Here is a 12853-nt window from a genome sequence, read left to right as displayed (position 1 = left end):
GCTTCAGATTCATTAAATTCAGTAACCGAAAAATCTGAACAACAGTATGGTTACTAAAAACCCGATGAGCCCACCTACGAATACCTCTTTCAAAGAATGAACCTTTGAATCCACGCGAGATTGAGCCACTATAATCGCCATCAGAAAACTCAGTGTGATCGCGATGGTTGAATCGGAAAGATAACTGATCACTGTAGCCAGACTGAATGCAACTGCTGCATGTCCGGAAGGCATTCCGCCTTTCAATGGTGTTCCTTCTCCTACTACAGCTTTCGTCAGAATAACAGACAGCGACACGATGATCAGTACAACAATCACCAGATATGGACTGGAATGTTTTATCAGCTGTACTCCTCTGAATGTAAAAGTCGTAATCTGCTCCCAGAAGATGAAATACCCCACGATAACCGCATTGACTGCAGTCAGAAGTACGGCAGCAGCGGAAGCATTCTTTGCAATCTTCGCCAATGGATGGTAATGGTTCGTTGTTGCATCAATGGCACTTTCTATGGCTGTATTGAGGAGTTCTGCCGACATGACCATGGTGATGGCTATGCACAACAGCAAAAGCTCCACTCTGGTGATGTTCGTAAACAGCGAAAAAATGATCACCACCATGGCAGCCACCATATGGATCTTCATGTTTCGCTGTGTTCGTACAGCATAGATGAACCCAGATATGGCATAGTTGAAACTATCAAGCAGACCCTTTAAATCCATAAGTTCACCTTCCTACTCTCTTGTTATATCCAGCACATTCAGTATTTTCTCTTCTTCCGCCCGCATCCTGATCTTGTCTGATTCATTCATATGGTCATATCCCAGTAAATGAAGAACTGAATGAACCACAAGATAGCATACTTCACGCTTTACTGAATGTCCATACTCCTCTGCCTGTTCCACTGCTTTTTCCATGGACAGGACCACATCGCCCAGAACAAGAGCTTCTCCATCGAAATACTCGACACCGAAGGCGTGATCGGCATATAGCTCCCTGTACGTCTTCCCTTCCGCATAGTCGATCATGGGAAATGACAGCACATCCGTTTCTTTGTCCATATCTCTGTTATCTCTGTTGATTTCTCTGATTGTCTCATTATCCACCAGCAGCACACTTACTTCACCTTCATAGGAAACGCCCTGATCATCCAGTGTGTATTTTATTGTATCGCTGATGGCTTCAAGCAGCATTTCATCCACTTCAACCAGATTCTGCTCATTTTCAATGTTGATCATTTTACTCACCCGTCTTCTTGTCATTCGTTTTCTTTCTTTTATCCTCAGGATACTCTATTCTTTCGTGATAAATCGAGCCAAATGTCTTCAAAAAGTTCTTTCTGATTCTAGATACATCACTGAAAGTGATGTCGCATTCATCCAGCTGACCATCGTCAAGCTTGTCTTTGAATATCTTATACACCATTGCTTCCACCTTGCCTGAAGTCGGATCAGGAATGCTTCGGACCGCTGCTTCCACACTGTCAGCCAGCATCATGATTCCTGCTTCTCTGGTCTTGGGTTTTGGTCCTGGATATCTGAAATCCTCTTCCTTGATGGAATCAGGATCTTCCGCATTGTTTTTCATAGTCAGATAAAAGTATTTGACCAGTGTAGTCCCGTGATGCTGGGCGATGAGGTCTTTGATTTCTTCAGGGAGCTTCGCCTTTTCCGCCATTTCAAGACCGATTTTCACATGATTGGTGATGATCAGCGTGGAAAGGTTCGGCGTGATCTCATCATGAGGATTTTTGGAGCCGATCTGATTTTCCTTGAAGAACTGAGGTCTGGAAAGTTTTCCGATATCATGATAATACGCAGCCACTCTCAATAGAATACTATTGGCATGAAGCTCCTCTGCTGCTGCTTCTGCCAGGTTGCCCACCATTATACTGTGATGATATGTGCCAGGCGCTTCCATCTGAAGCCTCTTTAGAAGCCGATTATTCGGATTTGCCAGTTCCAGAAGTTTGATTTCCGTAACCACATTGAACGTATTTTCTATAAGTGGAAGAAATCCGATTACAAGAATTCCGGATAGCAGAACCCCGCTGGCTACCAGCAGAGAATTCCTGAAAGTATCCGTTATCGCATTTGACAGCAGGAACCCCATGGCAAGAGAAAGCAGAAACGCAACCACTCCAATGTAAAAACTGGATTTTATGATGTCATTTCTCTCTTCCACTTTATTGATGAATATTACACTCAGCACTGAAGTCAGCATCAGGATAATGAGCACCTGAACATTGAATCCGGTTATGATACTGATGAAAATCGCACTATACAAAGCCAGAGTCTGACCGATTCTCTTTTTCACCAGGATCGTCAGAAGCATCGGCAGAAATGTGTACGGCACCAGAAACGGATTGATGATGACCATGAATCTTGTCAGTGCCAGCACCAGCCCCATGAGAAGAAAAATCAGCGTGATTCTCTTAAGATCATCATAAATCGCCTTATAGAAACGCTTCAGATAGTAGATGATGATCCCGTGAATAACAAGCACGGCAGCAAGAAGCCCGGCAAAGGGCAGCGCATTGAATCCGCTTTCATTGAGATAACCAAGTTCAGACAGGATCGCCAGCTGATTCGCATTAACCGGATCCCCTTCTTTGACGATCGTCTGGTTCTTTTTGATGACAACCGGAGTCACACTTTCCCTTGCTTCCTCTTTCATGGCCTCAGTAGCATCCTGATCAAAGAAGTAATTCGGTTTTACAAGCGTCGTCACAAACCGTTTGATTGCTCCTTTTGCAGTATCATTAAAACTGAAGCTGTCAACAACATCGGTCAGTTCCGCCCTGGACCGCTCCATCTTGCTTTCATCATCTTCTTCCAGTGGAGTCTCGTAAATCTTATTGATGCTGTTGTTGATGGTGTTCAGCGCATACCTCAGATCGCTGTTGTCGATATTGAGCAGCACAAGATACTCTTCAGCGGATAGGCCGTAAGTTCCTCTGTTGGCCAGAAGATCCGCAATCTCCTCTGTCTCCACCAGCGGATTTCGTGCATTGATGATGCCGTTGAAGAAATCATTGTTCTCTTTTAAAGCGCTTCTTCTAACTTCCAGCTCCTGTCTGTACTGATTCTGCACAGAATCCACCGCATCGTTGATCAATGCTTCAGTAGTCATTTCATCCACCAGATCCACCGATGCTCTGAAATCCACCGGAGCAATATCTCCCACTTTCAAATCATATTTCTTGTTTACAATACTGGTAACCAGTATTCCAAAAGTGACCAGTATGGACAGCGCAAAAACGCCTCGTCTCCACCACTTCATTCTTTCGCTTTTCATACATTCTCCTTACCATAAAGAGTCATTCCAGATAGAACCTGTTGAATCAGACAATCTGCTATAGAATGTTGACTTAATATAATCAGTTTATCAAACTCCCGGACTAATTGCTACAATTTGCCATGAACCTTACCTGAAAATCACCAGAACCCTTCCATTTCCTTGGGTTTCATGTAGCAGTTCCTCTTTCAGGTTCTCAAATTCAACTTCTTTACAGATGACACTGTCCAGATTGCTAAGCTTCCATTCTCTTGCCATCCTGTTAAATAGACTCATCTTCTTCTCTTTCGTCGCATAGACGGAATCGATTCCCTGCAGACGGATTCCTCGCAGTATAAACGGAAATACCGTTGCACTGAATTTCGCGCCTGAGAGATTTCCACTGACAGCTACAGTCTTCCCGTATCTGATTTCAGTCAGCAGATTACCTGTAGCCTCTCCGCCTGTGGCATCAACCACCCCATCCCATCTCTCTTTCGATAAGGGCTTTCTTTTCTCCAGAAGTGTTTCGAACAGAATCACTTCATCTGCCCCGATGGACTTCAGATAGGCTGCATGTTCAAGCGTTCTTGTTGCCGCAGTAACAGATGCTCCAAGCTTACTGAGAAGCATCACGGCATGAGATGAGACCCCTCCGGTCCCTCCAGTCACAAGAATTTCCTTACCCTTTAATGACTCATCTGAAGCGACGGCATCCACGGACAGTGCAGCTGTGAAACCGGCAGTTCCGATCTGCATCACTTCTTTTAGAGTCAGTCCATCTGGAACTGTGCAGAGATCATTCTCCTTCACCGTCACATACTCCGAGAATCCGCCGAATCGATCGGTGCCGTAACCCAGCCCCGTAACAAAGACCTGATCTCCCTGGTTGAACTGTGATGAATTGCTTTCCTCCACATAACCTGAAAAATCAATCCCCGGAACCATGGGATATTTCCTGATCACCCTGCTTTCCGGAATCAGCGCCAGCCTGTCTTTGAAATTGATTCCTGAGAAAGCGGTTTTCACTCTGACCTCTCCCTTTTCCAGTGGCTTCCACGCCATATTCTCGTATTCTGCGATGATTTTCTCATCCTTCAGATTTAATATCAATGCTTTGTTTTTCATACTTTCCTCCATTCGAACCGGCTCGAAAAAAATCGAGTTATAATCATTATCTTATTATAACCCGATTTCCTATTCTACACTCTTTTTTCTTTATGAACCATATCAGACAATTCTCTCATTAAAACGCTTCTCCTGCTGAATCCTTCTTTTATGATCAAAGTAGAACAGCACATAGTAGAGGATTGTAGCCAGTATGATCACCATGGTGATTTCAAACAGTATGGCAATGAGCCTTACCGGTCTGTCATAGGTTTGATGGACTTCTGATATTTTATCAGGCAGCAGTTCCATTTTGAAGGTTTCAGGCATGGGTATTTCTTCGAACTCCTCTTCAATGCTGTTCTGCGCTTTCAAGGGATCCATCTGATTTTTCATGAGTAAATCAATGGCAATCAATGTTTCCATGGAATAACCGGATCGAACCGATGCACTTTCCAGATTTCTCAGGTTGACAAGATCATACATAGGATAGTCCCTTCGAATCTGATAGGACATGATTCTTGGATAGGCTCCATATTCTTTCGGCAATACAGCGGGAACAATAATCATTCTAACGATCATCATAATGATCAGAGCGGCTATATTCAATCCATACTTTCTCCACATAAGAATCCCCCTTTATCCGTACCTTCATCTTACTTTATCGTATTATTTATATCAATAGAAATCTGAACGGCTTCAGCTCTTATGACAGAAGATGAAGAATTCTTTCCAAAAGCAGCACAACGCTTCTTAGGATCGGCTGATTTCAGATAGAGAATGAACCACCTGGCCTTATCCTTTATCATATATGAATCGGACTGGTTCACGCACATGCGATTTCTGTTTCACCTGTAGGATTTTCTGCAATTGAAGTCATATTTCATGAATGAATACTGAAAAAAACTCATCCTGTTCCTTTCGGATTCAGGATGAGTTCATTCTACTTAGTTAAATAATTTTTCACCAGAGTGCTCACAAGTTTACCGTCTGCTTTACCTGTAGTAAGCGGCTTGAGTGCTGCCATGAGTTTCCCCATGTCTTTTATGTTATTTGCGCCTATTTCTTCAGCTGTATTCTCAACCAATTCAATTATTTCTTCTTCTTTTAACTGCTTTGGTAGATAACTCAATAAAGTTTCTATTTCAAATCTGCTTTGCTCAACCAGGTCACTTCTGTTTCCCTTTTCAAACTCCGCTACAGCATCTCTTCTCATTTTCACTTCTCTGGCTATTATCTCTATGATTCTGTCTTCAGACAACTCGGATTTTGATTCTTTTTCTGCATAAAGTATAGCAGATTTAGCCATGCTTAATACACTGGCTTTCTCTTTGTCTTTACTTTTCAGTGCATTCTTCCAGTCAGTCTGAATCTGTTCCTTGATCGTCATGATCACACCTTCTTCAACAGCTACTATTTGAACTTTCTCTTTCTCGCAGCTTCTGATTTAAGCTTCTTCTTCACGCTTGGCTTTTCATAATGTTCTCTCTTTCTTACTTCACCAAGAATTCCTGATCTGGCACATTTCTTCTTAAATCTTCTAAGAGCATTCTCTAAAGATTCATTTTCTCCAACTTTGATTTCTGACATTCATTATCCCTCCCTCCGCTAGTTAAAAATATAAATATCAGCCTTAGTGCAAAATAACACACTGATAATTATAGTATAAAAACAATCATCAGTCAATGTTTTAGCCTGGAGGCCATGATAAACTTCTTCCACCCAATAAATGGAAATGCAAATGTCCGACAGACTGACCGCCATCCTCATTGGTATTAACTACAATCCGATACCCGGATTGTTCAATTCCTTCTTCTTCAGCCAGCTTTTTCAATACCAGATAGGCTTTCGAAATCAGACCTACATTATTTTCATCAATCTGGTTCACAGACTGAATATGTTTTTTTGGAATTACGAGGATATGGGTAGGCGCTTTCGGATCTATATCCCTGAAGGCAAAAAGATCTTCGTCTTCATACACCTTCTCAGATGGGATTTCTCCGGCAATGATCCTGCAGAACAGACAATCCATGAATGATCCCCCCTTTACCATTTATATTTATAATCATTATACACGTTAAAAGGAAGAAATGTGAATATTTATCATGAATAATTTATTCCGCGATTTCACCGATGAGCATCTGATTCTCCACGCTCAGGATTTTCGTCGAAAGATATCTGCCCTGAATATTTTCGTCGGATCGCACGCTCACTTTCATATAGTTTGCGGTAAATCCCATGTGTATGCCATCTTTTCCTTCTTCAAAAAGAACTTCGCACGTTTTTCCTGCATAACCCTTCAGAAAGTCATCTTCATGCGCATCGCTCTGCGCCATGATCAGCTTGCTTCGACGGTCTTTTTCATTGCCATCCACCTGATCTTTCATGTTATATGCCGGTGTTCCCTTTCTTGGGCTGTATTTGAATGTATGGACCTTTGTGAGCTTGACCTGATCGAGAAAAGAAAGGGTTTCATTGAATTCCTCTTCCGTTTCGCCTGGGAATCCCACAATGACATCGGTCGTGATGGAGGCTCCAGGAAGTCTGCTTCTGATTTCTTCCACAACATCTCTGAAATCCTCCGGCGTATATCTTCTGTTCATTCTCACTAAGGTTTCCGAAGACCCGGACTGTAGAGACAGATGAAAATGAGGACAGAGCTTCTTCAGTTTCACGATACGATCCATTCTGCCATCCCTGAAAAACATAGGTTCAATAGAGCCGATTCTGACTCTCTTGATACCTTCGATGGACTCGATATCTTCCAGAAGGTCCAGTAAATCCATCTTCTCAGGTAAATCATGTCCATAGGATGCAATATGGATTCCGGAAAGAATGACCTCCGAAAAACCTTCCTCGGCCAGTTTCCGGATCTCCTTCAGTACACTGTCCGGATTTTTACTGGACAAGCCCCCTCTTGCGTAAGGAATGATGCAGTAGGAACAGAAGCGGTTGCAGCCATCCTGTATCTTGAGAAAGGCTCTCGTCTTTCCTTCATAGCCCGTGACCCCCAGATCCTCGAATTTTGAATTCAGCAGAAGCTTGTCTGTGACTTCCACAATCTGCTTTTTTTCCGATCTTGAGCGGTTCACATGAAATACGATATCGCTTTTGTTCCTTGAACCTAGGATCACGTCCACACCAGGAATCTCCATGACATCTTCTTTGCTCACCTGCGAATAGCATCCGACCACCGCCACCACAGCATCCTTGTTCGTTCTTTTGGCACGGCTGATGTACTGTCTGGATTTCTTGTCTCCCATATTGGTGACAGTACAGGTGTTGATCACATACACATCCGCGGATTCAGTGAAATCCACCAGTTCGTATCCGTCCTTCTTGAACATTTCGATCATGGCTTCCGAATCGTAGACATTCACTCGGCAGCCAAGGGTCTGAAATGCAACTTTCATCTATATCTTTCCTCCCATATCTCCATAAAGCAGCTGAGCCATGGTGATTGCAGTGAATCCTGCCGTCTCAGTGCGTAGTATTCTGTTTCCTAACGTTACGATTTTCGCACCCTTCTCACGGAGTGACCTGATTTCATCCTCCGTGAATCCACCTTCAGGACCAATGAGAATCCCACAGGATTTCAGTTCGCAGAGTTCTTTCTTGAGCGCACTGAATCCGTAGTTCTCGACGTTTTCATAAGGTACGATGAGAATCTCATTTTTTTTCATATCCTGAAGAACTTCGTGAAAATCCATAGGAAGTTCAATCACAGGAATTCTGCTTCTCTTGGACTGTTTCGCAGCTTCCAGAGTGATTCGTTTCAGGCGATCCAGTTTTTTGAATTCCGAACTGCTTTTCACCACCACTCTTTCCGTAATGACCGGTACGATGCGATTGACCCCCAGCTCAGTGGCCTTCTGAACGATGAGATCCATCTTGCCGGCTTTGGGAAGGCCCTGATATAGTGTGACGCCAAGACAGCTTTCGTTGCTTTCTTCTATTTTCTCTCTCAGTTCGACTCTTGTGACCTGTTTTTCGATGACTTCGATCTGTGCAAGATAATCAACTCCGTTCAGGTCATTGATCATGACGGAGTCTCCTTCTTTCAGTCGCAGTACACGTGAGAGATGTTTATGATCATCCCCTGAAATGATCGCTAAAGAATCCTCGATCTCATCTGTGAAAAACTTATGCATGAGACACCTCCGATACAATACAGACCCATTCTCCCTCTCTTCTCACTTCTTTGATGGAAAAACCTTTTTCATGCAGTGCATCAGTCACCATTTTCTCTTTCTCTCTGATGATGCCTGAAGCAATGAACACACCATCCACATTGATTTTCTTCTTCACATCATCAATGAGAACAAGTATGACTTCCGCAATGATATTGGCCACGATGATATCCGCTGTACCCTCCACCACATCCATGAGATTCCCATGGAGAATTTCAACATTTCTGAGATGGTTATACGCTACATTTTCTCTGGCTGAATCCACCGCAACAATATCAAGGTCCACCCCTACCACTTCTCCGGCTCCAAGCTTTGAAGCCCCTATGGCCAGAATTCCAGACCCGGTACCGATGTCAAATACTCTTGTATCGTTTCTCATATGATCCTCAATGGCCTCAAGGCAAAGCCTCGTGGTTTCATGGGTCCCTGTACCGAAAGCCATACCCGGATCCATATTGAGGATGATTTCATCCCCCTCCGCCTCATAGTCTTCCCATAAAGGTTTGATGACAAACTTATGCCCGACTCTTGTGGGCTTGTAATACTTTTTCCATTCATTGGCCCAGTCATTTTCGTTGACCTCTTCCGAGAAGATTTCATAACCTTCTATGACCACACCGAATTCCTTGGCGTTTTCGATTCTGGTCCGGATTTCACGGATGACTTCCTTCACATCTTCATCCATGTTGAAGTAGGCTCTCACCACTGCTTTATCTTCTCCGTATTCAAAGATATTGATATCGGCAAAGTCCCATGTCAGGGGGCCCTGTTCCCGATCAAGAAGATCACTTGGATCTTCAATGGAAATACCCTTGACATCCATAGAATATAGTATACCTTGAATGTACTCTAAGTCTTCTTCCTTCAGGATAATTTTTATTTCATTCCATGTACTCATATATTTCATCTCCTACATCTGTAATCACTGCTTATTTCCTATACGACACACTGAAGCTTTCCTTGCATCAGCATCAGTTGCTGCTTTGTCTTGACTACAGCAATGCTGAACTTTTATTCTTCCGTTTCTGATTACGGTTCTTGTCTTCATTGTCCTTATTATCATACACTTATTTCCTATTGTAGTAAATCCGCGAACTTTACATAGGATTAGCCCCAGCCGTTCCATCATGGAACAGCTGAGGCTACCCTTCTTCTGATCTTTATTTCAGCATCCTAGAAGATCCCGAACTTTTTCTTTTCCTTCTTGTCTTTCCTGTCCTCTTTTTCACCGCGATCGATGATCTGACCGGAAGCTTCCATAAACTGATACAGCGCTTCTTTCTGCGCATCGTTCAGCTTCTTCGGCACATCCACGATCACATTGACATACTGGTCTCCTCTTGCTCCGCTTCTGGAATTGACCATGGTAACACCTTTTCCTTTTAATCTGAATAGTGTTCCGGACTGTGTTCCAGATGGAATTTCATAAGACACATCGCCATCGATGGTAGGCACCTTCACTTCTTTGCCTAGTGCAGCCTCCGCGATATTGATATGTGTATCCACATAAATGTCATTGCCCTTTCGGATAAAGAACTTGTGTGGCTTCACATTGATCACGATATGAAGATCCCCTGAAGGACCCCCTTTCGCTCCCTTGTCTCCCTGACCTCTCAGCGGCATCACATTGCCTGAATCAACACCGGCAGGAACCTTGACACTGATCTTTCTTCTCTGTCTGACCTGGCCTTTTCCTTTACAGTTATCACATGGATCTGAAATCATTTCTCCATTACCGCCACAGGTCGGACAAACCGATTCCTGCACCATATTGCCAAACAGAGTCTGTCTCTGGACTCTTACCGTCCCTGACCCATGACAGGTCTTACAGGTTTCTGGTGTGGAGCCTTTCTTGGCTCCTGAACCATTACAGACATCGCAGTCCTCGGTTCTTGTGATTGTAACATCCTTATCTACACCAAACACCGCTTCTTCAAAAGTAAGATCCAGTCTGTATTCCAGATCAGCACCTCTTCTTGGGCCTGTTCTTCTTCTGGATCCTCCACCGAATCCGCCACCAAAGAAGGATTCGAAGATATCTCCGAAATCACCGAAGTCCTGCGCACTGTAGCCTGCTCCTGCTCCACCCGCATTGAAGTCCGTTGTTCCGAACTGATCATACTGGGCTTTCTTCTGAGGATCCGAGAGCACCTGATAGGCTTCATTGATTTCCTTGAACTTTTCTTCAGCTTCCTTGTCACCTGGATTCTTATCTGGATGATATTTTATCGCAAGCTTTCTGAAAGCACTCTTAATCTGTTTTTCATCGGCACCCTTCTGAAGTCCTAAAATCTCATATAAGTCTCTTTTTGCCATTCTTACACCACCTATTATTTCGCACTGCCTTCAGTCAAGGCATAGAATACGGATTAATTTCAAGTAGGGAAGGGCAATCCTGCCCATCCCTATTGAACACCTTTAGTATTATAACCTTATTCGTTGTCATCCTCAACCTTGAAATCCGCATCGACAACATTATCATCCTGTGGGCCTTGTGCGCCTGCTTCAGTAGCTTCTGCTCCCTGATTCTTTGCAGCTTCCGCTTCATAGATCTTTGAAGATACGCCGTAGAACTCGTTGGTCAGCTCTTCTGTAGCCTTCTTGATCGCTTCCATGTCGTTGCTGTCCTTGATGTTCTTCAGCACTTCCATTTTTTCTTCGAGCTTTGCCTTATCCTCGTCGCTTACTTTGTCCTTCAGCTCTTCCAGAGACTTTTCTGTCTGATAGATGGCCTGGTCCGCATTGTTCTTGGTCTCTACTTCTTCTTTCTTCTTCTTGTCTTCTTCAGCGAATCTTTCCGCTTCTTTTACTGCCTTATCGATTTCATCATCGGACAGGTTTGTAGAAGCTGTGATGGTGATGTTCGCTTCCTTGTTTGTCGCCTTGTCCACTGCAGTGACCTTTACGATACCATTGGCATCGATATCGAAGGTGACTTCAATCTGAGGTACGCCTCTTCTTGCAGCTGCGATTCCTGATAGTGTGAATCTTCCAAGGGTCTTGTTATCCGCTGCCATCTGTCTTTCACCCTGTACAACATGAACTTCTACAGATGTCTGTCCATCTGCTGCAGTTGTGAAGATCTGGCTCTTCTTTGTTGGGATGGTTGTATTTCTTTCAATGATCGGAGTAGATACTCCACCATAGGTTTCCAGTCCAAGGGTAAGTGGTGTTACGTCAAGCAGAAGAATATCCTTCACTTCACCTGTCAGTACACCAGCCTGAATTGCTGCACCCAGTGCAACCACTTCATCGGCATTGACACCCTTGGAAGGTTCCTTTCCTGTGAAGTCCTTGATGGCATCAATGACAGCTGGAATTCTTGTGGAACCACCTACAAGGATCACCTTGTCGATGTCATTCATGGTCAGACCTGCATCACTGAGTGATTTCTTCATTGGCTCGATGGTCGCCTTCACAAGGTCTCCTGTAAGCTCATTGAATTTTGCTCTTGTAAGGGTCATGTCAATATGCTTTGGACCTGTAGCATCTGCTGTGATGAATGGCAGGTTGATGGTTGTGGATGTGGAGGAAGATAGCTCCACCTTCGCCTTTTCAGCTGCTTCCTTCAGTCTCTGAAGTGCCATCTTGTCTGATCTCAGATCAATACCGTTGTTCTTCTTGAACTCGTCAGCAATGTAGTTCATGACTCTGTCGTCAAAGTCATCTCCACCAAGCTTTGTATTACCGTTTGTGGAAAGCACTTCAAATACGCCATCTCCTAGATCGAGAATGGAAACGTCGAAAGTACCGCCACCTAAGTCGAATACAAGGATCTTATGTGCTTCGTCACCCTTGTCCAGTCCATAGGCAAGGGAGGCTGCTGTTGGTTCATTGATGATTCTCAGCACTTCAAGTCCTGCAATCTTACCTGCATCCTTGGTTGCCTGTCTCTGGGAGTCATTGAAGTACGCTGGAACTGTGATGACAGCCTGTGTCACCTTTTCTCCAAGGTAGGATTCAGCATCCGCTTTAAGCTTCCCAAGCACCATAGCTGATATTTCCTGAGGTGTATACTCTTTTCCTTCAATGCTGAATTTCTTGTCTGTACCCATATATCTCTTTGCAGAAGCGATGGTTTTGTCGGGATTTGTGATGGCCTGTCTCTTGGCTACCTGTCCGACCAGTCTTTCTCCATTGGCCTGGAAGGAAACCACAGATGGTGTTGTTCTTCCACCTTCAGAGCTTGTGATGATGACCGGGTCTCCACCTTCCATAACTGCGACTACTGAGTTTGTTGTTCCTAAATCAATACCTATTACTTTTGACATTTATTCTTCCT

13 protein-coding genes are annotated in these 12853 nt (G+C 43.8%); all 13 read right to left on the bottom strand.

The features are described from left to right. Positions 1 to 18: 18 nt before the first annotated feature. Positions 19 to 720 carry a diacylglycerol kinase gene (locus ACHAL6_RS08335; protein ID WP_395270010.1) on the bottom strand — a complete coding sequence of 234 codons (702 nt, stop codon included), beginning with the start codon at positions 718 to 720 and terminating at the stop codon, positions 19 to 21. Positions 721 to 732: 12 nt separating this feature from the next. Beyond that, the gene (ybeY, locus tag ACHAL6_RS08330; RefSeq protein WP_395270008.1) at positions 733 to 1236 is read right to left on the bottom strand and encodes an rRNA maturation RNase YbeY; all 504 of its coding nucleotides are present in this window, start codon (positions 1234 to 1236) and stop codon (positions 733 to 735) included. A 1-nt stretch (position 1237) separates the two neighbouring features. After that, complete coding sequence (locus ACHAL6_RS08325) at positions 1238 to 3295, bottom strand: HD family phosphohydrolase (protein WP_395270006.1); 2058 nt, start codon at positions 3293 to 3295, stop codon at positions 1238 to 1240. A gap of 129 nt (positions 3296 to 3424) precedes the next feature. Continuing rightward, on the bottom strand, positions 3425 to 4402 hold the full coding sequence (locus ACHAL6_RS08320; protein WP_395270004.1) for an acryloyl-CoA reductase: 978 nt from the start codon (positions 4400 to 4402) through the stop codon (positions 3425 to 3427). A gap of 102 nt (positions 4403 to 4504) precedes the next feature. Continuing rightward, positions 4505 to 5008 (bottom strand): hypothetical protein, encoded by a 504-nt coding sequence (locus ACHAL6_RS08315; protein ID WP_395270003.1) that lies wholly within the window; start codon positions 5006 to 5008, stop codon positions 4505 to 4507. A 316-nt stretch (positions 5009 to 5324) separates the two neighbouring features. Next, positions 5325 to 5771, bottom strand: a complete 447-nt coding sequence (locus ACHAL6_RS08310) for a GatB/YqeY domain-containing protein (RefSeq protein ID WP_395270001.1) — start codon at positions 5769 to 5771, stop codon at positions 5325 to 5327. A gap of 23 nt (positions 5772 to 5794) precedes the next feature. After that, a complete protein-coding gene (gene rpsU / locus ACHAL6_RS08305; RefSeq protein ID WP_031573182.1) occupies positions 5795 to 5971 on the bottom strand; it encodes a 30S ribosomal protein S21 in 177 nt (58 codons plus the stop codon). 100 nt (positions 5972 to 6071) lie between these two features. Then, entirely contained in the window at positions 6072 to 6413 is a 342-nt protein-coding gene (locus ACHAL6_RS08300; RefSeq protein WP_395270000.1) for a histidine triad nucleotide-binding protein, read from the bottom strand. 82 nt (positions 6414 to 6495) lie between these two features. Then, entirely contained in the window at positions 6496 to 7794 is a 1299-nt protein-coding gene (gene mtaB / locus ACHAL6_RS08295; protein WP_395269998.1) for a tRNA (N(6)-L-threonylcarbamoyladenosine(37)-C(2))-methylthiotransferase MtaB, read from the bottom strand. After that, positions 7795 to 8532: a 16S rRNA (uracil(1498)-N(3))-methyltransferase gene (locus tag ACHAL6_RS08290; protein ID WP_395269996.1), complete on the bottom strand. Its 738-nt coding sequence runs from the start codon at positions 8530 to 8532 to the stop codon at positions 7795 to 7797. Continuing rightward, complete coding sequence (gene prmA / locus ACHAL6_RS08285) at positions 8525 to 9469, bottom strand: 50S ribosomal protein L11 methyltransferase (RefSeq protein WP_395269994.1); 945 nt, start codon at positions 9467 to 9469, stop codon at positions 8525 to 8527. Before prmA ends, ACHAL6_RS08290 begins: the two co-directional genes overlap by 8 nt. A gap of 275 nt (positions 9470 to 9744) precedes the next feature. Beyond that, on the bottom strand, positions 9745 to 10887 hold the full coding sequence (gene dnaJ, locus ACHAL6_RS08280) for a molecular chaperone DnaJ (protein WP_395269992.1): 1143 nt from the start codon (positions 10885 to 10887) through the stop codon (positions 9745 to 9747). Between the two features lie 116 nt (positions 10888 to 11003). Beyond that, positions 11004 to 12842, bottom strand: coding sequence for a molecular chaperone DnaK (gene dnaK / locus ACHAL6_RS08275; protein WP_395269990.1), 1839 nt, complete (start codon positions 12840 to 12842; stop codon positions 11004 to 11006). Between the last annotated feature and the right edge of the window lie 11 nt (positions 12843 to 12853).

Source organism: Proteiniclasticum sp. C24MP (genome assembly GCF_043951855.1).
Lineage (GTDB): Bacteria > Bacillota > Clostridia > Clostridiales > Clostridiaceae > Proteiniclasticum.
Note: the sequence above shows the minus strand (reverse complement) of the source record. Positions and strands in the feature narration are given on the sequence as shown.

Bases quoted from the DNA above. Each gene is read 5' to 3' on its own strand.
- dnaJ (WP_395269992.1), bottom strand. From the start codon at position 10,887: ATGGCAAAAAGAGACTTATATGAGATTTTAGGACTTCAGAAGGGTGCC.
- ACHAL6_RS08315 (WP_395270003.1), bottom strand. From the start codon at position 5,008: ATGTGGAGAAAGTATGGATTGAATATAGCCGCTCTGATCATTATGATG.
- ACHAL6_RS08310 (WP_395270001.1), bottom strand. From the start codon at position 5,771: ATGACGATCAAGGAACAGATTCAGACTGACTGGAAGAATGCACTGAAA.
- ACHAL6_RS08325 (WP_395270006.1), bottom strand. From the start codon at position 3,295: ATGAAAAGCGAAAGAATGAAGTGGTGGAGACGAGGCGTTTTTGCGCTG.
- mtaB (WP_395269998.1), bottom strand. From the start codon at position 7,794: ATGAAAGTTGCATTTCAGACCCTTGGCTGCCGAGTGAATGTCTACGAT.
- prmA (WP_395269994.1), bottom strand. From the start codon at position 9,469: ATGAGTACATGGAATGAAATAAAAATTATCCTGAAGGAAGAAGACTTA.
- ybeY (WP_395270008.1), bottom strand. From the start codon at position 1,236: ATGATCAACATTGAAAATGAGCAGAATCTGGTTGAAGTGGATGAAATG.
- ACHAL6_RS08320 (WP_395270004.1), bottom strand. From the start codon at position 4,402: ATGAAAAACAAAGCATTGATATTAAATCTGAAGGATGAGAAAATCATC.
- dnaK (WP_395269990.1), bottom strand. From the start codon at position 12,842: ATGTCAAAAGTAATAGGTATTGATTTAGGAACAACAAACTCAGTAGTC.
- rpsU (WP_031573182.1), bottom strand. From the start codon at position 5,971: ATGTCAGAAATCAAAGTTGGAGAAAATGAATCTTTAGAGAATGCTCTT.
- ACHAL6_RS08300 (WP_395270000.1), bottom strand. From the start codon at position 6,413: ATGGATTGTCTGTTCTGCAGGATCATTGCCGGAGAAATCCCATCTGAG.
- ACHAL6_RS08290 (WP_395269996.1), bottom strand. From the start codon at position 8,532: ATGCATAAGTTTTTCACAGATGAGATCGAGGATTCTTTAGCGATCATT.
- ACHAL6_RS08335 (WP_395270010.1), bottom strand. From the start codon at position 720: ATGGATTTAAAGGGTCTGCTTGATAGTTTCAACTATGCCATATCTGGG.